General features: G+C 72.7%; 19 protein-coding genes. 11 read left to right on the forward strand and 8 right to left on the reverse strand.

Features of this window, described 5'->3' with window-relative positions:
• Positions 1 to 4 precede the first annotated feature (4 nt).
• Entirely contained in the window at positions 5 to 307 is a 303-nt protein-coding gene (locus NR112_RS16570; RefSeq protein WP_256795409.1) for a hypothetical protein, read from the reverse strand.
• 262 nt (positions 308 to 569) lie between these two features.
• Positions 570 to 974: a LysM peptidoglycan-binding domain-containing protein gene (locus NR112_RS16575; RefSeq protein WP_256795410.1), complete on the reverse strand. Its 405-nt coding sequence runs from the start codon at positions 972 to 974 to the stop codon at positions 570 to 572.
• A 228-nt stretch (positions 975 to 1,202) separates the two neighbouring features.
• On the opposite strand from NR112_RS16575, the gene lexA reads away from it, so the two are divergent.
• Positions 1,203 to 1,928 (forward strand): transcriptional repressor LexA, encoded by a 726-nt coding sequence (gene lexA, locus NR112_RS16580; RefSeq protein ID WP_256795411.1) that lies wholly within the window; start codon positions 1,203 to 1,205, stop codon positions 1,926 to 1,928.
• A gap of 106 nt (positions 1,929 to 2,034) precedes the next feature.
• Entirely contained in the window at positions 2,035 to 2,970 is a 936-nt protein-coding gene (locus NR112_RS16585) for a hypothetical protein (RefSeq protein WP_256795412.1), read from the forward strand.
• A gap of 3 nt (positions 2,971 to 2,973) precedes the next feature.
• Here the strand turns inward: NR112_RS16585 and NR112_RS16590 are convergent, their stop codons facing one another.
• Together NR112_RS16590 and NR112_RS16595 are read right to left on the reverse strand one after the other, a co-directional pair.
• Entirely contained in the window at positions 2,974 to 4,017 is a 1,044-nt protein-coding gene (locus NR112_RS16590; RefSeq protein WP_256795413.1) for a phosphotransferase, read from the reverse strand.
• A complete protein-coding gene (locus NR112_RS16595; RefSeq protein ID WP_256795414.1) occupies positions 4,001 to 4,963 on the reverse strand; it encodes a Sir2 family NAD-dependent protein deacetylase in 963 nt (320 codons plus the stop codon). Before NR112_RS16595 ends, NR112_RS16590 begins: the two co-directional genes overlap by 17 nt.
• A gap of 84 nt (positions 4,964 to 5,047) precedes the next feature.
• Here NR112_RS16595 and NR112_RS16600 point away from each other — a divergent pair, with 84 nt between their 5' ends.
• The 7 genes from NR112_RS16600 to NR112_RS16630 all read left to right on the forward strand — a co-directional run bounded on the left by NR112_RS16600 (position 5,048) and on the right by NR112_RS16630 (position 11,813).
• Positions 5,048 to 5,995 (forward strand): LysR family transcriptional regulator, encoded by a 948-nt coding sequence (locus tag NR112_RS16600; protein ID WP_256795415.1) that lies wholly within the window; start codon positions 5,048 to 5,050, stop codon positions 5,993 to 5,995.
• Positions 5,996 to 6,061: 66 nt separating this feature from the next.
• Positions 6,062 to 6,643: a peroxidase-related enzyme gene (locus tag NR112_RS16605; RefSeq protein WP_256795416.1), complete on the forward strand. Its 582-nt coding sequence runs from the start codon at positions 6,062 to 6,064 to the stop codon at positions 6,641 to 6,643.
• Entirely contained in the window at positions 6,640 to 8,163 is a 1,524-nt protein-coding gene (locus NR112_RS16610) for a gamma-glutamyltransferase (protein WP_256795417.1), read from the forward strand. Before NR112_RS16605 ends, NR112_RS16610 begins: the two co-directional genes overlap by 4 nt.
• Before the next feature lie 304 nt (positions 8,164 to 8,467).
• The gene (locus NR112_RS16615; protein WP_256795418.1) at positions 8,468 to 8,710 is read left to right on the forward strand and encodes a hypothetical protein; all 243 of its coding nucleotides are present in this window, start codon (positions 8,468 to 8,470) and stop codon (positions 8,708 to 8,710) included.
• A gap of 284 nt (positions 8,711 to 8,994) precedes the next feature.
• Positions 8,995 to 10,320 (forward strand): class I SAM-dependent methyltransferase, encoded by a 1,326-nt coding sequence (locus NR112_RS16620; protein ID WP_374512744.1) that lies wholly within the window; start codon positions 8,995 to 8,997, stop codon positions 10,318 to 10,320.
• Positions 10,321 to 10,325: 5 nt separating this feature from the next.
• Positions 10,326 to 11,201 carry a DUF1295 domain-containing protein gene (locus NR112_RS16625; protein ID WP_308337288.1) on the forward strand — a complete coding sequence of 292 codons (876 nt, stop codon included), beginning with the start codon at positions 10,326 to 10,328 and terminating at the stop codon, positions 11,199 to 11,201.
• 9 nt (positions 11,202 to 11,210) lie between these two features.
• Positions 11,211 to 11,813, forward strand: a complete 603-nt coding sequence (locus tag NR112_RS16630; RefSeq protein WP_256795421.1) for a cupin domain-containing protein — start codon at positions 11,211 to 11,213, stop codon at positions 11,811 to 11,813.
• A gap of 35 nt (positions 11,814 to 11,848) precedes the next feature.
• On the opposite strand, the gene NR112_RS16635 is transcribed toward NR112_RS16630, so the two are convergent.
• Both NR112_RS16635 and NR112_RS22685 read right to left on the reverse strand, forming a co-directional pair.
• Complete coding sequence (locus NR112_RS16635; protein ID WP_256795422.1) at positions 11,849 to 14,332, reverse strand: ComEC/Rec2 family competence protein; 2,484 nt, start codon at positions 14,330 to 14,332, stop codon at positions 11,849 to 11,851.
• Positions 14,329 to 15,366: a ComEA family DNA-binding protein gene (locus tag NR112_RS22685; protein WP_306217323.1), complete on the reverse strand. Its 1,038-nt coding sequence runs from the start codon at positions 15,364 to 15,366 to the stop codon at positions 14,329 to 14,331. The genes NR112_RS16635 and NR112_RS22685 overlap by 4 nt, the downstream gene beginning before the upstream one ends.
• A gap of 155 nt (positions 15,367 to 15,521) precedes the next feature.
• Between NR112_RS22685 and purU the strand changes: the two genes are divergently transcribed.
• A complete protein-coding gene (purU, locus tag NR112_RS16650; protein WP_256795423.1) occupies positions 15,522 to 16,364 on the forward strand; it encodes a formyltetrahydrofolate deformylase in 843 nt (280 codons plus the stop codon).
• Positions 16,365 to 16,436: 72 nt separating this feature from the next.
• A complete protein-coding gene (locus NR112_RS16655; protein WP_256795424.1) occupies positions 16,437 to 16,988 on the forward strand; it encodes a tetratricopeptide repeat protein in 552 nt (183 codons plus the stop codon).
• Positions 16,989 to 17,133: 145 nt separating this feature from the next.
• Here the strand turns inward: NR112_RS16655 and plsY are convergent, their stop codons facing one another.
• The gene (gene plsY / locus NR112_RS16660; RefSeq protein WP_256795425.1) at positions 17,134 to 17,736 is read right to left on the reverse strand and encodes a glycerol-3-phosphate 1-O-acyltransferase PlsY; all 603 of its coding nucleotides are present in this window, start codon (positions 17,734 to 17,736) and stop codon (positions 17,134 to 17,136) included.
• Positions 17,733 to 18,629, reverse strand: coding sequence for a DegV family protein (locus NR112_RS16665; protein WP_256795426.1), 897 nt, complete (start codon positions 18,627 to 18,629; stop codon positions 17,733 to 17,735). Before NR112_RS16665 ends, plsY begins: the two co-directional genes overlap by 4 nt.
• Between the last annotated feature and the right edge of the window lie 15 nt (positions 18,630 to 18,644).

Consider the following 18,644-nt stretch of genomic DNA (forward strand, 5'->3'; position numbering starts at 1 on the left):
GACCTCATCTGGTGTCACCGAGCGACGACCGAAGGGCGCGCTGGGACGTCTGCTCGACGGCGTCGTAGGTGTCGGCCGCCGCGACGAGGCAACGCCCCAGCTCGCGCAGCTCCCAGCGGGTCCCGGCCAACCGCGCCTGCCATGCCGCGGCGACCTGGCCGAGCCCGCCCGCGACACGGCCACCGGGGATCGCCCCTGCGAGTGGTCGCAGCTCGTCAGCGATCCTCAGCCGGTGCACCCGCTCCAGCACCTCGCCGACCGAGGCGGCGTCGTCGCGCAGCGCGCCGGTGTCCACGTCGTAGCGCATCCCCTGCTCCCTTCCGAGGACAGCCACGCTAGGTACGGAGGCCGAGGACCCGGGCTCGTCGTCCACAGGGTCGGGAACCGCAACGTGCGGGAACAGCAGGACGCCGCACCCCGGTCAGGGGTGCGGCGTCCGGGGCAGGAACGGCGGGGTCGAAGCGCCGCTACCGCCAGCCGCTGAAGGTGGAGCCAACGCGGCGGATCGGAAGGCCGGAACGGGCAGCCGGACACACGGCATACGCCCCGGCCGGCGTGGGAGGGCCGGGTCAGCGACTCGGGACGACGATCTGCTGGCCGGCGTGGATCGAGGTGGTGCTGAGCGCGTTGGCGATCTGCAGCTCGACGACACCCTGGGCCGGGGTCAGCTCGGGCAGCTCGCGGGCGGCGATGCCCGAGAGCGTCTGCCCGGCCTGGACCGTGACGGTGCGAGGCTCCCCCGTGGCCGACGCGAGCTGGCCGGCAAGGCCGACGCCGAGGACGGAGACGACTCCCGCGACGAGGAGGGTCACGACGAGGCGACCGAAACGCGTCAGGCGCATCGGCGGCCTCGCGGCGCGAGCCGCCTCGGGCCCGGTGGGGACGAGGACGAGACGGGGCCGACCGGTCGGCCGCGATCGCGCGGGCTCCTCGGTGTGCGGCTGACGAACGGCCTCGAGGACGATGGCGCTCATGGTGACCTCCCCTTGCTCCTGATCTGGCGAACACGTGTTCGATAGAACGTCTGTACGAGTTGTAGCACGTATGTTCGATGAAGTCGAGACACGCCTCGAACAGGTGTTTGGCAACTGTGTTCGAACTGCGTAGTCTTTCCTCACACCACAGACCTCACCAGCCACCACTGACACTGGCCCCACATCCAGCGTCACGAAGCGGACTGACGAGCCGACGAAGGGGACACCATGGGCGTGACCGAGCTTCCCGATCGCGAGACCGGTGACGGTCTCACCGTCCGCCAGCGGCGGGTGCTCGAGGTCATCCGCAACTCCGTCGACCGGCGCGGCTACCCGCCGAGCATGCGCGAGATCGGTGACGCCGTCGGCCTGGCCAGCCCCTCGAGCGTCTCCCACCAGCTCAACGCCCTCGTCGCCAAGGGCTACCTCCGACGCGACCCCAACCGGCCCCGGGCCCTCGAGGTCGTCTCGCCCGACGCGAAGGCCGAGGAGCTCGGCTACCGCGGAGGCGACCCGACCGTGCCACGTCCACGGGGCGACCACTACGACACCGAGACCGACTCGGGCGACGCGCGCCCCGAGGCCTCCTACGTCCCGGTGCTCGGCCAGATCGCGGCCGGCGTGCCGATCACGGCCGAGGAGGTCGTCGAGGACGTCTTCCCGCTGCCCAAGCAGCTCGTGGGCGAGGGCGATCTCTTCCTGCTCAAGGTCACCGGCGACTCGATGGTCGAGGCCGCCATCTGCGACGGCGACTGGGTCGTCGTGCGCCAGCAGCAGCACGCCGAGAACGGCGACGTCGTGGCCGCGATGCTCGACAACGAGGCCACGGTGAAGACGTTCAAGCGCACCGACGGGCACGTGTGGCTCATGCCGCACAACCCCGACTTCTCGCCCATCGACGGCGACCACGCGACGATCCTCGGCAAGGTCACGGCGGTCCTGCGCCGGCTCTGACAGCGCGCGCTCCCACCGACCACGTATGCCGTCGGCGCCCTCCGCGCCGGCGGCATCGTCGCGTCCGGGAGGCGTATCGGACGCGGCGACGCGAGACTCTGGTGTCGTGAGTCCTGCGAAGGAGACCGCCATGGCACCCGGCCGCACCCGCGACGTCGTCTTCACCTACCGCTACCTGCGTGGCGCGATGATCGCCCTGCTCCTCATGCTGCTGCTCTCGGTCGGCTACCAGTGGTGGTGGGAGACCGACCACTCGTGCTGGCTCGGCTCGATCAGCGCGTACTACTACACGCCGGCGCGGACCGTCTTCGTCGGCTCGTTGTGCGCGCTCGGGGCCAGCCTCATCGCCTACAAGGGCCACTCGCCCGAGGAGGACGTGCTGCTCAACTTCTCGGGGTTCATGGCCTTCGTCGTGGCCATGGTCCCGACGGTGCCGGACGGCCGGTGCGGGCCCAACGCGTACTCCCAGACCCCGGCCGAGATCGCCGCGGCCGTGCGCAACAACATCTGGTCCCTCGTGGTGGTCGGGGTCCTCGCTGCCGTCGTGGCCGCCGGGCTCAAGCGCGGCGCGATGACACGCGACCCGTCCGACGGGCCCACCGTGCGCTCGGTGCTCGTCACCGTCGCGTGCGGGTTCGTGCTGCTCGCCGAGCTGGCCCTCTTCCTCTTCCTGCGCGACCGGTTCATCGCACTGAGCCACGGCATCGCCGCAGGCACCATGGTGGCGGGGGTGATCGCCGTCATGGTCTTCAGCGCGATGCGGGCCGAGGAGCGGCACCAGGGGAGCACAGCGAGCCCCGGCACGAGCGGGACCACCTACAAGCGCATCTACATCGCGATCGCGGTCGCCCTGGCCGTCGCCCTCGGGGTGACGGTGCTGACGGCCGTGACGGTGCTCGGCTTCGACCACCTCGTCCTCATCGCCGAGGTCATCATCATCGTGCTCTTCGCCGCCTACTGGGCCGTGCAGACCAAGGAGCTGTGGGACCTGCGCGAGGCCGATGGCGCCGAGGCACGCTCGGCTCGGTCGGTGGCCGAATAGCCTTCAGGACAGGGGCGGTTCGTCGCCGATGGCACCGAGCCACCACGTGCCGGAGTCGCCGTACTCGGCCGCCTCGTCCGGCGTCAGCGTCGCCGTGACGCGGAGCCACGACTCGGCACGCCCGAGCCGACCCAGCCGCAGCGCGGACGGCAGGGCCGCTCGCAGCTCGCCGACCGGGACGACGTCACCCCAGACGTCGATCGCGGCGTCCGCCACCCGCCTGAGCCGCGGGTCGTCCGGGGTGGCGCCGAAGCGGTGGAGCAGCACGTTGAGCGGGACGAAGAGCGCCGACAGCGGGTGCGCGAGCAGGGCGTCACCGAAGTCGAAGAAGCGCATTCCGTCCGCCGTCGCGAAGACGTTGTTCGCGTGGAGATCGTTGTGCACGAGGCTGTCCGGCAGGCCGAGGCTCTCCACGTCGTCGGCCCACGCCGTGACCGCCGGCAGCAGCGCACGCAACCGTAGCGCGACGTCGGCAGCCATGTGGCGCGGGTCATCCGGGGCCAGGGCCGACAGGGACGCGACCCTCGCCTCGAGGTAGGCCGCCGACTCGGCCGGAGGCAGTGCCGACATGCCGGCGCGGACGAGGTCCTCCTCGTGGCCGACGAGCTCGCGCTGGAGGTGCATCGCCTCGGCGGCGACCCGGCACCAGGCGTCGACGTCGTCGTCCGCGACCGACAGGGCGAAGACCGGCCCCTGGTCGGGGACGAGGTGCAGGCCACGCTCGGGGTCGGCCGCGACGATCGGGACGACCCGGTGTGGTGACAGGCGGTCGAGCACGACGAGCAGTGCCGCCTCGAACGACTGGTGCGCGCAGTTCTGCTTGGCCCAGTAGATGCCGCCGTCGGATGCGACACCGCGCCACACCGTCGACCAGGGGCGCTGGTGCACCGCTTCGAGGGACACGAGGTCGCTGCCGAGGTCGCCCAGGACTCCGCCGACCCACTCGCGCAGCTCGGTCTCGAACGCGCTCGACGACCAGTGGACGGACGGACCCTCGCCGGACTCCGGGAGGGCGGCATACCAAGGCTGCTCAGTGCCCGAGGGCATGGCGCAGCTCCGTCAGGGTCGGACCGAGGGGCGCGTGGAGGCGCAGGGTCGCCTCGGCGTCGCCGCGCGTCGCGGAGCGCGTGACGATCGCGACGGGCACGTCGCGCTGGTGGGCGCGACGGACGAAGCGGTAGCCGCTCATGACGGACAACGAGGACCCGAGGACGAGGACGGCGCCGGCACCCTCGACGAGGGAGAAGCACTGCTCCACGACGGCCTTGGGCACCGACTCGCCGAAGAAGACGACGTCGGGCTTGACGGTGTCGTGGCCGCAGACGAGGCAACGCGGGGCGTGGAAGGACCCGACGAGCGCGTCGGCGAGCACGATGTCTCCGTCGGGGCGCACCTGGTCACCCCACTGCAACCCCACCGCGTGCGCCGCCTCGGCGAAGCGGTCCATGAAGCCCGGGTTTGCCTCGGTCATCCTCTCGTGCAAGCCGATCCGCGAGGTGTACTCACCGCACGTGAGACAGACCGCACGGTCGAGCGACCCGTGCAGCTCGATGACGTGCGTCGCGCCCGACGCCTGGTGCAGGCCGTCGACGTTCTGGGTGATGATCGGTCCGACGTAACCCGCTCGTTGCAGGTCGGTGACGACGCGGTGCCCCTCGTTGGGCGCGGCGGCGTTGAAGCGCTGCCAGCCGATGTAGCTGCGGGCCCAGTACCGCCGACGGGCCTCGCTCGACCCGGCGAACTCGCCGTACGTCATCGGCTCGACCCGACGTGTCCCGTCGGGCCCGCGGTAGTCGGGGATCCCCGACTCGGTCGAGAGCCCCGCACCCGAGAGCACGACGACCCCGCCGCCACTGACGAGGTCGACGAGATCGTCGAAGGTGCCGAGGTCGTGCGTCTGGAGCGGCAGGGTGCGCGACGTGGCGAGCCGGGTCGTCGCCGTGGTGACCGTCGCGGCCGTCGTCTCCGGGGGTATGCCGTTCGGCTGCTGCACCCGGCAAGCCTACGTGCCGCTCCGGGACCATTCTCGACCGACTGGATACGGCAGGATTCCATAATCACCGGTTATGATGAGGTCATGATCGATGCTGCCGGCCTGCGGGTCATGAAGGCCATTGCCGACGAGGGAAGCTTCACGAGCGCTGCCAACGCCTTGGGCTTCACCCAGCCGGCCATCTCGCAGATGGTCCGTCGCCTCGAGCAGCGCACCGGGACCGTCCTCGTCGAGCGCTACGGCCGTCAGGTCCGCCTCACCGAGGCCGGTCAGGTGCTCGCCCGCCACGCCGTCGGTGTCCTCGCCGCCCTCGACGCGGCCGAGGAGGAGATCACCGCGATCGCCGGCCTGCGCGCCGGACGGGTCCGCCTCCAGGCCTTCCCCAGCTCGTCGGCCACACTCGTGCCCCGGACCCTCGCCATCCTCAAGGCCCGTCACCCCGACATCACCGTCACCTTCACCGAGGCCGAGCCGCCCGAGTCGCTCGCGGCCCTGCGCAACGGCGACTGTGATGTCGCTGTCGCCTTCGCCTACGAGGGCGGCGACCTCGGGGAGCTGGAGGAGGACCTCTCGCTCCTCGTGACCCGCCGGCTCATGGACGACGAGGTGCGTCTCGTCGTCCCCGGCACGCACCCGCACGCCGGCGACGGGGCCGCCTCGCTCGCCGACTTCTCGGGCGAGGAGTGGATCGCGGGCTGCCCCCGCTGTCGCGGCCACCTCCTGTCGCTCGCCGACACCGCCGGCTTCCGGCCCAACGTGGCCTTCGAGACCGAGGACTACGTCGCGCAGCTCGGGCTCGTCACGGCCGGGCTGGGGGTGGCCCTCGTGCCCGACCTCATCCTCAACGCCGCCAAGCACGACGAGGTCGCGACCCTGCCGCTCTCCCCTGCGTCGCGCCGCCAGATCCTCGCCGTGACGACTCCCGACCTGCAGCGCGTGCCTGCCGTCGCCGCTGCCCTCGACGCGCTGTGCGAGGCCGCCGGCGCCGACCCGAAGGCCTCCACCGCCGAGCTCGTCGGCGCCAAGGCCTGACGGCCAGGACGGCGCGTGAGGGCGCGCCACGGGCGCTCGGCCCCCACGCGGCATACGGTGGGCCTCATGGGTGACCGCGAGCGCATCTCGTACCTGGCCGTGCCCGAGCGCGACGACGTCCCGGAGGGCGTGAGCCGCCTCTGGGACAAGGCACAGGAGACCGTCGGCTTCGTGCCCAACGTCTTTCGCGCCCAGGCGGTCAACGGCGAACAGTTCCTCGCGTGGTGGGGCTACTTCAACCTCCTCGTGAACAAGGAGGGGCACCTGAGCAACGCCGACCGCGAGCTGCTGGCCGTCGTCGTCAGCAGCGTCAACCGGTGCACGTACTGCGAGGTGAGCCACGGCGCAGCCCTCCGTGAGCACACCGGAGACCCTGTGACCGCCGACCTCGTCGCCTCGAACTGGCGGCAGGCGGGGCTTCCCCACCGTGAGTACGCGATGGCCTCCTACGCCGAGAAGCTGACTCTCCATCCCGCCGAGGTCACCGAGGCCGACCTCGCCCCACTGCGGGCCGTGGGACTCGACGACCACGAGGTGGTCGAGCTCGTCCAGGTCGTCGGGATGTTCAACCTCACCAACCGGGTGTCGACGGCGTTGGGGCTCGTGCCGAACGCGGAGTACCACTCGAGCGGCAGAGCGACCTCATGAGCCGGGTGGCGCTCGCCGCTCCGGGTCCGGCGGCTCTGCAGGCCGGGCTCGAGGTGGCAGCCGAGGGCGGAAACGCCGTCGATGCGGCCATCGCCGCGTCCCTGGCGGCCATGAGCACCGAGCCCGGGGTCGTCAGCCTGATGGGTGGCGCGTTCGTCAACGTGTGGCTCGCCGGCGACGACCCCGTCCTCATCGACGGCAACGTCGAGATGCCCGGCCGGGGACTGGACCGGTCGGCCTTCGGCCACGGCGTTCGGCAGGTCCCCACCGACTACGGCGGCGGGGTGACGATCGGTGCGGGACACGCTGCGGTCGCGAACTCCGGTGCCGTACAGGCACTCTCAGCCGCCAGGGACCGCTTCGGGAAGGTGCCGTGGCGGCGGCTGGTGGAGCCGTCCGCCCGGACCTGTCGCGACGGGTACCGGGTCGGCGCGGCCGCCGCCCTCTACCTCGGCATCGTCCGCGACACGCTCTTCGGCCACGACCCCGAGGCCCACGCCCTTGTGACAGGAGCCGACGGCGGACCGCTCGAGCCGGGCGAGACATCCCTCAACGTCGACCTCGCCGACATCTTGGACCTACTTGCGGCACAAGGGGCCTCGCTCTTCACGACCGGCGCCGTCGGGCGCGTTCTCGTCGAGGACATGGCCGCGAACGGTGGGTTGATCACGATGGCCGACCTCACGGCATACGAGGCCCTGGTGCGTGCACCCACGATGCGGACCGTCGGCTCCTGGCACACTGCCCTCAACCCGCCGCCCTCCGTGGGCGGCCCGATGCTCGCGGCCATGCTCGGCCAGCTGGCGCGGCACGAGGACTGGACGTGGGCCGAGGTCATCGACATCCAGCGCCGGGTCCTCGCCTACCGTCTCTCCGTCCACGACAGGTCCCGCGACCTCGACGCCGACGGCCACGCCCTCCTCGAGACGGTGGAGCGACACGGGCTGGCGGGGCTTCCCACCTCGGCGTCCACCGCTCACGTCTCCGCCGTGGACGAGCACGGGAACGCGTGTGCCATCACGATGTCGTGCGGATACGGCGCCGGCATGGTGATCCCCGGCACCGGCATCCTGCTCAACAACGCCCTGGGCGAGCCGGAGCTCAACCGGCTCGGCATCCACGCCGTGTCCCCCGGCACGCGGCTCGCCTCGAACATGGCCCCGACCACCGGCCGCAGCTCCTCGGGCACGGCGCTCGCCGTCGGCTCACCCGGGGCGGACCGGATCACGACGGCGCTCATGCAGGTGCTCGGACGCGGACTCCTTCGCGGCGACGACCTCCAGCGCTCGATCGACGCCCCGCGCTTGCACGTGCGGTTCATGGACGATGGGTCCCCACGCGTCGAGCACGAGCCGTCGGACGACATCGCGGCTGCGGTCGAGGCGAGCGGACTCCCCTCGCACCGCTTCCCAGGTCCGCACATGTACTTCGGTGGGGTGGGCGCAGCGGTGCTGGGTCCGGACGGGCTGGTGGCCGCCGGGGACGCGAGACGGGACGGGTCGGTGGGGGTCTCCTCCTGACCGGTGCGGTCGCCATCGCCGCCAAGCTCGGTGCGGCCGTGGGCGTGTCGTGCGGTCCTCGTCGCATCCGGACGGTCGGAGGGCCGCCGCAGACTCGGGGGCACGGCCATGCAGCGACGGCGACGAACCAGCTGGCTCCGAAGGCCGCTCGACTGGGTGCTGGGCGGTGTCCTCCTGCTGTCCGTCGCGACCCCGCCTCGGCTCACACCCGGCTGGAGGAGCGACACCGATGCCGTCTCGGGCACGTTCACCTTCTCGGTGGGATCACCGAGCACGGCGAGCGGCGCGGCTCCGTCCGCACAGAATGGCCCGGCCGCTGGCCTTCACCGTCACCGCGACCGGGCGGGGCGGCACGAGCACGGCGAAGGTGACGGTCACCCAGCTCGTGGACCGTGTCGCCGTCACGCAGGCGACCTATCGCACCTCGACCCGCGAGTGGCGCGTCGTCGGGACAGCTACCGAGCCGCCGCCCGATCTCGTGACCGTGCGCCCCGGGGCAGCCGACACCCTCATCGGGTCGGCCGCCGGCGACACCACGGGCGCATGATCCGTGCGCGTCAAGGGTTCACCCGCCGGAGCCGACGCGTCGGGCACGGTGACCGCGACATCGACACGAGCTGCCACGGTCAGGGCCGTCCCCGTGCAGGTCACCCCCCTGACCGTCCGCCCCGAGCTCCACGTTCTGCCCTGCTCGTGGCCCGACGGCTGCTGGGGCAGGCGCGGGACGCGAGGGCGCGATCCGGGTATCTCCATGACGGGCGCCGCGCCGCCCCATCCGCCGCGCGCCCGGCACCGAATCATCTCGAGTCGACCCAACGAGAGGCCACCCCGATGACCATGACCGACGACCGCCCCGACGCTCCCGCCCCCTCCGCGGCGTCCTCCCGTCCGAACGGCATCGCCGCCCGGCTGGCGACCGTCATCGAGCCCCTCTTCGGTGGCCAGCTCCCCGTTCGCCTCAAGGCGTGGGACGGCAGCGTCGCCGGACCCGCCGACGCCCCGACCGTCGTCCTGCGCGACCCCGCGGCGCTGCGCCGTCTCGTGCGCCACCCGGGCGAGCTCGGCCTCGCCCAGGCGTACGTCACGGGCGAGCTCGACGTCGAGGGTGACCTGCTCGACGGCTTCCGGCGCGTCTGGTCGACGGCCCGCACGCTCGCGGGCGGCCGTCCCTCGGCCGGCACCGTCGCCGCCGTCGCGAAGAACGGCATCAGGACGGCGTTCGACCTCGGTGTCGTCGGGCTGCCGCCCGAGCCGCCCGTCTCGCAGGCCCGCCTCCGCGGGCGCCTGCACACCAAGACCCGCGACCGCAGTGCCATCGAGCACCACTACAACCTCTCCAACGAGTTCTACTCGCTCATCCTCGACCCGCACATGGCCTACTCGTGCGGGTACTGGACGAGCACCGAGCCCGGCTACACCGTCGAGGACTCGCAGCGCGACAAGCTCGACCTGGTGTGCCGCAAGCTCGGTATCGAGCCCGGCAGCCGACACCTCGACATCGGCTGCGGCTGGGGGTCCCTCTCGCTGCACGCGGCCGAGAAGTTCGGCGCGCACGTCGTCGGCGTGACGATCTCGAGCGAGCAGAAGGCCTTCATCGACGAGCGGATCCGCGAGCGCGGCCTGCAGGATCGCGTCGAGATCCGGCTCCAGGACTACCGCGAGGTGCCGGACGGCCCCTTCGACACCATCTCCTCGATCGAGATGGGCGAGCACGTAGGGCAGAAGAACTACCCGACGTTCACGGGGCAGATCCACCGCCTCCTGCGCCCGGGCGGCCGCGCGCTGATCCAGCAGATGTCGCGCACGACCCGTCCGGGCGGCGGTCCCTTCATCGAGGCCTTCATCGCGCCCGACATGCACATGCGCCCGGTCGGGGAGACGGTCGACCTCATCGAGCAGGCCGGCCTCGAGGTCCGTGACGTCCACGCCCTGCGCGAGCACTACGTGTGGACCGTCAACGCCTGGTACGACACGTTCGAGGCCAACTGGGACCGCGTCGTCGCCATGGTCGGCGATGAGGTCGGCCGCGTCTGGCGCCTCTACCTCGTCGGTGGCGCCCTCGCGTTCGAGGAGGGTCGCATGGGCGTCGACCAGATCCTCGCCGTCAAGCCGACGGCCGACGGCCGCAGCGGTATGCCGCCCGTCCGGGCCTGGTGACCGCCGTGCAGTCGGTCTGGACGACCGCCGCCCCCATCGCGGCCCCGGCGGCCGAGGCTGCCGGTTTCGACGGCGGCGCCTTCGGGCGCACGCTGCTGCTCACCGCGCTCGCCGTCGTCGTCGTTCTCGGCATCACGTTCGCCGTGGCGCTGCGCGTCGGCAAGCAGGCCGTCATCGACGTCACCTGGGGCCTCGGCTTCGTGGCCATCGCCCTCACGGCGTTCGTCACGAGCGGCGGCCACGGCGACGCACTGCGCCGCTGGCTGGCCCTGGTCCTCACGGGCTTGTGGGGGCTTCGCCTGGCCGCCCACATCTTCAACCGGTCGCGAGGCAAGGGTGAGGACCCGCGCTACGAGGAGATGCTGAAGCGAGCCGACGGCAACCCGAACGCGTACGCGCTGTTGCACATCTATCTCCCGCAGGGCGTCATCATGTGGTTCGTCTCGCTGCCGGTCCAGATCGCGATGTTCGTCGAGGGCGGCATCGGCGCGGTGCTGTGGCTGGGCGTCGTCGTCTGGGCCGTCGGCTTCTTCTTCGAGTCGGTGGGCGACCTGCAGCTGACGCGCTTCCGCAACGACCCGGCCAACAAGGGGACGGTGCTCGACACCGGCCTCTGGCGCTACACCCGGCACCCGAACTACTTCGGCGACGCGAGCGTCTGGACGGGACTCTTCGTCGTCGCGGCGAGCGCCTGGCCCGGCGTGCTGACGATCCTGTCGCCGGCCGTCATGGTGTGGAACCTCTACGGCGGCACCGGCAAGAAGCTGCTCGAGAAGGACATCGGCGACCGCCGCCCCGACTACGCCGACTACGTGCGCCGCACGAGCGGCTTCTTCCCGTGGCCGCCCAAGCCCGCCGACCCGTCGCTGAAGCACGGCTGAGCAGGCACCATGACCATCGGCGCGAGGGGCGGGATGATGGACGGCATGCGCCCGCCCCTCGCCGACGTCCTGGACCTCGAGCCGCACCCGGAAGGCGGGTGGTTCCGGCAGACCTGGGCCTCCCCCGACACCGTGACGCTGCCGGACGGCCGCGTGCGGGCGACTGCCACCCTCATCCACTTCTTCCTCCCGGCCGGAGAGTCCTCGGCCTGGCACCGGGTGGCCTCGGACGAGGTGTGGCTCGCCCACACCGGCACGGTCGTGCTCGAGCTCGGCGGGACCGGGGCACAGCCGCCGTCCGGCGGTGACGTGGCGTGGGTCGTGCTCGGCCTCGACCTCGCGGCCGGCGAGGTGGCCCAGGCAGTCGTCCCCGCGCACGTCTGGCAGCGCACCGTGCCGGGAGGCGCCGACGCCCTCGTCAGCTGTCTCGTGTCCCCCGGCTTCGACTTCGCGGATTTCGACCTCGCCGGGCCTCCCGCCGAGGTCGCCGACGAGGTCGCCGACGAGGTCACCGACGAGGTCACCGACGAGACCGGCGACGCCGTCCCTCGCGCGCCGGCCGGCCCGGAGGACGCGCCGGTCGACCCGTCGACACCGACGAACCCCGCCTGACCGAATGTCGCGAGGATCGTGACCGGCGACCGCCGTCATCCCGACACGGCGCGGACGCCGTCGGTGTCGCTGACGATCGCGACGTCGCCCTCGAGGTCGGTGCGGTGCACCTCGAACCCCCGCCCCTCCAGCGCCTGCACGGTCGCCGGCGCCGGGTGGCCGTAGTCGTTGCCGGCGCCGACGCTGATCAACGCGAGCCGCCCGTCGACGTGGTCGAGGATGCGGTCATCGCGGTTGCTCGACCCGTGGTGCGCGACCTTGAGCACATCGACGCGCCCCCAGCGCTGCGGGTCGAGCTGAGACTCGTGGATCACCTGCGCTGCCGCCTCGCGCTCGATGTCGCCGGCGAGCAGAACGGTGAGTCCACGGACGTGCATCGTCATCACGACCGAGCCGTTGTTGGGCACCGATCCCGCGTCGATGCGCCGGGCGGGCCACCAGACGTCGGCACCGACCTCGCCGACGGTGAGGCGCTCCCCGGTCCGCAGTGCGCCCAGCGGTATGCGGCGGGCCTGCGCGAGCCGGGCGACACGGGCCGCCTCGGCGGGCGGGTCGAGCACGGGCGAGGCCCGGATCTCGGCGACCGGGCGCTCGAGCACCGCAGCCAGTCCGCCGACGTGGTCGGCGTGGTAGTGGGTCAGCACCACGAGGTCGACGGCCGTCGCGCCGATGCGGTCGAGGCAGGCCCCCATCGGCTCGGGATCGGGCCCGGTGTCGACCACGACGACGTGACCGCCGCCGTTGTCGACGACGAGCCCGTCGCCCTGACCGACGTCGCAGGCGATGAGGGCCCAGCCGGGCGGCGGCCAGGCGATCGGGGCTGTCGGCGCGGCGAACCCCGCGGCGAGCACGACCACGGCGACGGCCACCGTCGGTCGGTGCCTCGTGCGGAACCACGCCCAGGGCACCGTTGCGAGGACGCCGACGGTGACGACCGCGAGCAGGACCGCCGCGCCGGCCGAGTCACCCCAGGCGACGCTGCCGAAGGGCAGGTCGGCGCACCACCGGGCCACGGCCGCGATGGCCTGGGCCGGGATCGCCGCCACCCACGCCAGGGCGGCCGCACCCGTGACCCAGACGACCGAGACGAGCGCGACGACGACACCGACGACCGTGGTCGGCGCGACGAAGGGCGCCGCGAGGAGGTTGGCGAGCACGGCGACGACCGAGACGCTTCCCTGCAGGGGCACGACGACCGGCGCACAGACGGCTTGGGCCGCGACCGGGATCGCGAGGACGGGGCCCAACGGCTTGAGCGGACCGGGGAGCCTCCGGGAGATGACGCGTCCCCACGGCCGGGCGAGGACCAGCAGCCCGAGGGTGGCGATGCTCGACAGGGCGAAACCGTAGGAGCGCGACAGCCACGGGTCCCACACGAGCAGCGCGACGATCGCACCGGCGAGCGCCGGGATCCCCGCGCGGCGGCGCGACGTCGAGAGGGCGAGCAGCCCGACGAGCCCCATGACGGCGGCACGCACGACGCTGGGTTCGGGGCGGGCGAGGACGACGAAGCCGAGCAGTCCGAGCGCAGCCGCCGGCGGGCGCCAGCGTCGACGGATGCCGACGAGCCCGCAGAGCCACACGACGGTGGCGAGCACGAACGTGACGTTGCTGCCGGATACCGCGCTGAGGTGGCTGAGACCCGTCTCGAGCATCGCCGCCGTGAGGTCGGGGGGCGTCTGTGAGGTGTCGCCGACGACGAGCGCCGGGACGAGACCGCGGGCGTCGGCCCAGAGGCCGGCGGTGGCCGCTCGGAGGCGCGCACGCACCGCATCGGCTGCCGCGAAGACCCCACCGGCGGACTCGACGACCTCGACGGCGCCCTTCGGGGTCGCCGTCGCGACGACGTCGTCACCGGGCTCGGCCGGTCCGAGCCGCACGACGGCCTCGACCTCGTCGTGCCACCGCAGCATCGACCACTGTGTGCCCCGTGCGATGACGAGCACGGGGGCGCTCACCGTCGTGGTGCGACCCCGCCCCGCGACCTGGGTCACGTCGAGGCGCAGGACACTGACGACCGGGGCGTCGGGTCGGTCCGCCCCCGCGCCGGTCCCGCTGCTCACCGCTCGGGGGTCGGCGGCCACCGTGGCCCGCACCGTGACCACGGCTCGCTCGGCGGCCAGTCCTTCGACCGGGCCTGCGGTCCGCACGGCTCGGTGACCGACGCCGGCGCCGAGCAGCAGGGCGAGCACGGCACACAGCGCCGCGACCCCGCGCAGGACGGATCGACCGAGCACGGCGCCCCGCCACCTCGTCGCCCGGGCCGTCGCGCCTGCCGCGACACCGGTGGCGAGCGCTGCGAACGCGACCGTGGCCACGAGCCAGACGGGGGCGAGGAGGCCCCAGAAGGCCAGAGCAGGCCACGTGACCGCCACGGGCAGCAGGAGCCGCAGGTCGAGGTGTCGCGACGTGCGGGGCCGGACCCGGCGCACCGTGTCGCGTCCGGTCAGCACGACGAGGGAGGGACCCCGGGGCGCCTGCTCGCGCTCCCTCGGGGCGTCCGGTGCCCACGACGTCACAGCGTCACCTTGGGGCGTAGCTGGGCCATGAGCTTGTCGCCGATGCCGCTCACCTCACCGAGCTCGTCGATCGACGTGAAGCGACCGTGCTCCGTGCGCCAGTCGATGATCCGCTGGGCGAGCACCGGCCCCACGCCGGGCAGGGTGTCGAGGGCTGCGGCGTCGGCCGAGTTGAGGCTCACCGGGCCGTTCGAGCCACCGGACGAGCCCGACGTGCCGGAGCCACCGGCGCCGACGGCCCCGCCATCCCCGGCCACTCCGGCTCCAGGAGCCACTGCCGGCGACTCCCCCGGCCTCAGCACCCGGATCTGCTCGCCGTCCACGACGAGCCGCGCGAGGTTGAGGGCCGCGACGTCCGCGCCCGCGCGGGTGCCCCCGGCCGCCGAGATGGCATCTGCTACGCGGGCCCCCGGGCGGAGCCGCACGAGGCCAGGACGCACGACCTGCCCGACGACGTGCACGACGAGCTGCGCGCCGGACGTCGGGCCACCCATTGGGCCACCCGCCGGGCCACCCGACGCCGCGCCGACCGACGGGCCCGTCGTCGCCCGGGCCGCCGCCGTCGCCGTCCCACCCACGATCTGGACCGATCTCGACGGTCCGGGCGCGACGTCCGGAGCGGACGCCGACCGTTCGGCCCACAGCACACGCAACACGAAGACACACCCCACGGCCACGACGAGAGCAAGCATCGAGACGACGGCCGCGCTGCTCACCCCACGCCTCCCGGTGCGCAGCTCGTCCGGGACCGTGAGAACGCCCGGCCGCCGCGCCCGACGAAGGTCGGCGTCGAGCCGCTCCACCTCGTCGTCGTCCGTGGCCCGCTGGGTCAACCTCCGAACCGCCGACGCCACCGGGTTCTCGCCGACGGCCGCTCCGGGAGCACGAGGCACCCAGCCGCCGACCTCCTCCGACGCCGCCGCCGGAGCAGCGCGGGCACCGTCTTCCCCCGGCCCGGCCCGCGCCGCATCCACGCCGAGGATCCGGGCCACCCGCTCGAGGTCCGGCGGTCTCTGGGCGGGTCGGAACGGCATACCCCGACGCTAGGAAGCCGGCCGCCCACCCGCCGCCGCCCCGGCACCTACTGGGGACAAGCCGACCCGGGCCCCAAGGGGTGTGGACGGCCACGGCCCGAGACGGCCCGCGCGTCGATTCACGCCCTCGCGCCCGGCTGGTCCAGACTGCTCCAATGGCTCGGCACATCATGACCCTCACCTGCGACGACCGACCCGGGATCGTGGCGGCCGTCTCCGCGGCGCTGCTCGCCGTCTCGGCCAACATCGTCGAGAACCAGCAGTACTCCGACGAGGACACCGACCTCTTCTTCATGCGCACCGTCTTCGACGCCGAGGCCCACGAGGTCGAGCAGGTCCTGGCCGCGATCCGCGAGAGCCCGGCCATCGCGCACCACCACCTCGCAGCACGGCCCGAGGACGAGCACTGCCGCACCGTCATCCTCGTCAGCAAGTTCGACCACTGCCTGCTCGACCTGCTCTACCGCTGGAAGTCGGGGGACCTGCCCATCGACATCGTCGGGGTCGTCGGCAACCACGAGGACTGCCGCGGGCTGGTCGAGTACTACGGCCTGCCCTTCACGGTCATCCCCGTCACGAAGGACAGCAAGGCCGACGCCGAGGCCGAGCTCCTCCGTCTCGTCCAGGCGGAGGACGTCGGCCTCGTGGTCCTCGCGCGCTACATGCAGATCCTCAGCGACGGGCTGTGCCGCGCGCTCGAGGGCCGGGCCATCAACATCCACCACTCCTTCCTGCCGGGCTTCAAGGGCGCCAAGCCCTACCACCAGGCGCACGACCGGGGGGTCAAGCTCATCGGCGCCTCGGCCCACTACGTCACGGCCGACCTCGACGAAGGCCCGATCATCGAGCAGGACGTCGTCCGCGTCACGCACGCCGAGTCCCCCGAGCGGCTCGTCGCCATCGGCCGCGACGTCGAACGCCGGGTGCTCTCCCGCGCGGTCCGCGACCACGCCGAGTCCCGCGTCTTCCTCTCGGGCCGCCGCACCATCGTCTTCTGAGCGTCGGGCCGGACTCCGTATGCCGTGTGCCCGGCCACGCGGACGCCTGACCACGCTCGCTAGCGTGCTCCCATGACTGGGTCCACGTTCGTCGTCGGTGAGCCGCACTTCGGTCGGTTCACCCGGACGGCGGAGGAGAACGAGGACGCCGTCGAGGCTGCTCGCACCGACCTCGCGTCCGCCGTGGAGGCAGCGCCCGGCGACGGCGCGGGCGGTGCGGTGCTCGATGCCGCCGTCGACCTCGCCGAGGCGCTCACGATCGCCGGGCGGGAGCAGGAGGCCGTCGCGCTGGCTCGCCCGGCGGTCCACGTCGCCCGGGACACCGGACGGAGCGAGACGCTGCGCTGGGCGCTCCTCGTGCTCGCGACGGCCGAGCACTACGCCGACGAGGCCGCCGCCGCCGAGGAGGACTTCCGTGAGGCGCTCGAGCTCGCCCGCTCGTCGGGCGACCGGGTCCTCGAGCACTACACGTTGCACCACCTGGGCCGGTTCCTCGTCGATGCTGGGCGCACCGACGAGGCTGTCGTGTGCTTCGAGGCGTGCCTCGTGATCCGCGAGGAGCAGGGCGAGCCCCGCGCGACGTCGACCCGCGCGGCGCTCGCAGCCCTGACCGCCAAGCCTTGACGCGCCCACCAGGCACCTGTCCCCGCCATGGTGACCCCCGAGTGGAGTCTCCGAACGCAGACCCGAGGAGTCGGCGTCGTCTGCCGACCGCGCCAGACTGCCGTCAGACTCGTGGGACGCAGCGGTCGAAGTGGGACGAAGCCACTCAGGGCAGGTGCCGCTGACGCCACCAGCCGATGACGTTGTTCTTGTGTCGAGCCAGGACGAGCAGCCCGATCGCCATGAGCCACAAGCCAGTCCACACGTCGCCAGGTGCGTGGCCCGTCCAGATGAGGACGGCGACGACGAGCATCGCGAGGGCGCCGAAGATCGATCCGGCCGCCACCCAGCGGGTGAGGGCGACGGCGACGGCGAAGACCACGACGACGACGAGTGCCACCCAGGGGTGCACTCCGAGGATCGCTCCGAGCGTCGTCGCGACACCCTTGCCACCGCGTCCCTTGAGGAAGGGTGACCAGATGTGTCCGAGCACCGCGGCGATGCCGACGGCGTAGGCCGCGTGGGGGCCGAAGAGGTGGCCGGCGACGAAGGTCGGGACGAGACCCTTGAGGACGTCGAGCACGCCGACGACGACACCCCACTTGCGGCCGAGCACCCGGCCGGCGTTCGTCGCGCCCGGGTTGCCCGACCCGGACGAGGCGAGGTCCGTGCCGAGGAGGCGGGCGATCATCGTCGCCGGGTTGAGCGAGCCGACGAGGAAGGCGGCGACCACTCCTCCCGCCCAGGCGAGAACCGTGCCGACGTTCACGACCCGGAGACCTCGCCGGGTGACGGACGGTCCGGCAGCGGGTCGCCGGGACGTGGGCTGACGGCGATCGCCACGGTGCCGGGCCCCACGTGGGCGCCGACGACGGCGCCGAGCTCGACGACGAGCACCGTGGGCGAGCCCGGGACCATCGTGCGCAGCTGTGACGCGATCTGGTCGGCGCGGACGGGTGCGTCGAGATGGTGCACGGCGATGTCGACCGCGAGGCCGCCCTGCTCGACCTGCTCGACGACCATCGCCTCGATGCGGGCCACCGCACGCGCCGACGTGCGGACCTTCTCGACCGGCACGATGCGGCCACCACGCACGGCGAGGATCGGCTTGATGGCGAGGGCCGACCCGAGCAGGGCCGACGCGGCGCCGATCCGGCCGCCACGCCGGAGGTGCTCGAGCGTGTCGACGTAGAAGAGGACGCCCGAGGACTGGAGCCGCGAGCGCACGGCGTCGAGGATGGCCGTCACGTCGGCGCCCCCGGCGGCCGCCTCGGCCGCGGCCACGACGGCGAATCCCATGGCCATGCCGATGGTCTCGCTGTCGACGACCTCGACCGGGACCGGGGCCTCGGCCGCCGCGAGCCGGGCCGCCTCGACGGTGCCCGACATCTGCGACGACAGGTGGATCGACACGATCGCGGTCGCGCCCTCGTCCGCGAGCCGTTGGTACGTCTCGGCGAACACCTGCGGCGTCGGGCGCGACGTCGTGACGATGGTGTACTCGCGCAAGGCCGCCGCGACCCGCTCGGCCGAGACGTCCCGGCCTTCGACGTGGTCGCGACCCCCGACGACGACGTGGAGCGGGACGACCTCGATGCCGTGCTCCTCGAGGACCTCACCGGGCAGGTAGGCCGTCGAGTCGGTGACGATCCTCGTGGTCACGTCCCGCTCCCTCCG

Source organism: Terrabacter sp. Ter38, assembly GCF_024519435.1.
Classification (GTDB): Bacteria; Actinomycetota; Actinomycetes; order Actinomycetales; family Dermatophilaceae; genus Terrabacter.

What these genes read in the sequence shown, in the direction of transcription:
- NR112_RS16570 (WP_256795409.1), bottom strand. Translation starts at nt 307, where the DNA reads ATGCGCTACGACGTGGACACCGGCGCGCTGCGCGACGACGCCGCCTCG.
- NR112_RS16575 (WP_256795410.1), bottom strand. Translation starts at nt 974, where the DNA reads ATGAGCGCCATCGTCCTCGAGGCCGTTCGTCAGCCGCACACCGAGGAG.
- lexA (WP_256795411.1), top strand. Translation starts at nt 1,203, where the DNA reads ATGGGCGTGACCGAGCTTCCCGATCGCGAGACCGGTGACGGTCTCACC.
- NR112_RS16590 (WP_256795413.1), bottom strand. Translation starts at nt 4,017, where the DNA reads ATGCCCTCGGGCACTGAGCAGCCTTGGTATGCCGCCCTCCCGGAGTCC.
- NR112_RS16600 (WP_256795415.1), top strand. Translation starts at nt 5,048, where the DNA reads ATGATCGATGCTGCCGGCCTGCGGGTCATGAAGGCCATTGCCGACGAG.
- NR112_RS16605 (WP_256795416.1), top strand. Translation starts at nt 6,062, where the DNA reads ATGGGTGACCGCGAGCGCATCTCGTACCTGGCCGTGCCCGAGCGCGAC.
- NR112_RS16610 (WP_256795417.1), top strand. Translation starts at nt 6,640, where the DNA reads ATGAGCCGGGTGGCGCTCGCCGCTCCGGGTCCGGCGGCTCTGCAGGCC.
- NR112_RS16615 (WP_256795418.1), top strand. Translation starts at nt 8,468, where the DNA reads ATGGCCCGGCCGCTGGCCTTCACCGTCACCGCGACCGGGCGGGGCGGC.
- NR112_RS16620 (WP_374512744.1), top strand. Translation starts at nt 8,995, where the DNA reads ATGACCATGACCGACGACCGCCCCGACGCTCCCGCCCCCTCCGCGGCG.
- NR112_RS16630 (WP_256795421.1), top strand. Translation starts at nt 11,211, where the DNA reads ATGACCATCGGCGCGAGGGGCGGGATGATGGACGGCATGCGCCCGCCC.
- NR112_RS22685 (WP_306217323.1), bottom strand. Translation starts at nt 15,366, where the DNA reads ATGCCGTTCCGACCCGCCCAGAGACCGCCGGACCTCGAGCGGGTGGCC.
- purU (WP_256795423.1), top strand. Translation starts at nt 15,522, where the DNA reads ATGGCTCGGCACATCATGACCCTCACCTGCGACGACCGACCCGGGATC.
- NR112_RS16655 (WP_256795424.1), top strand. Translation starts at nt 16,437, where the DNA reads ATGACTGGGTCCACGTTCGTCGTCGGTGAGCCGCACTTCGGTCGGTTC.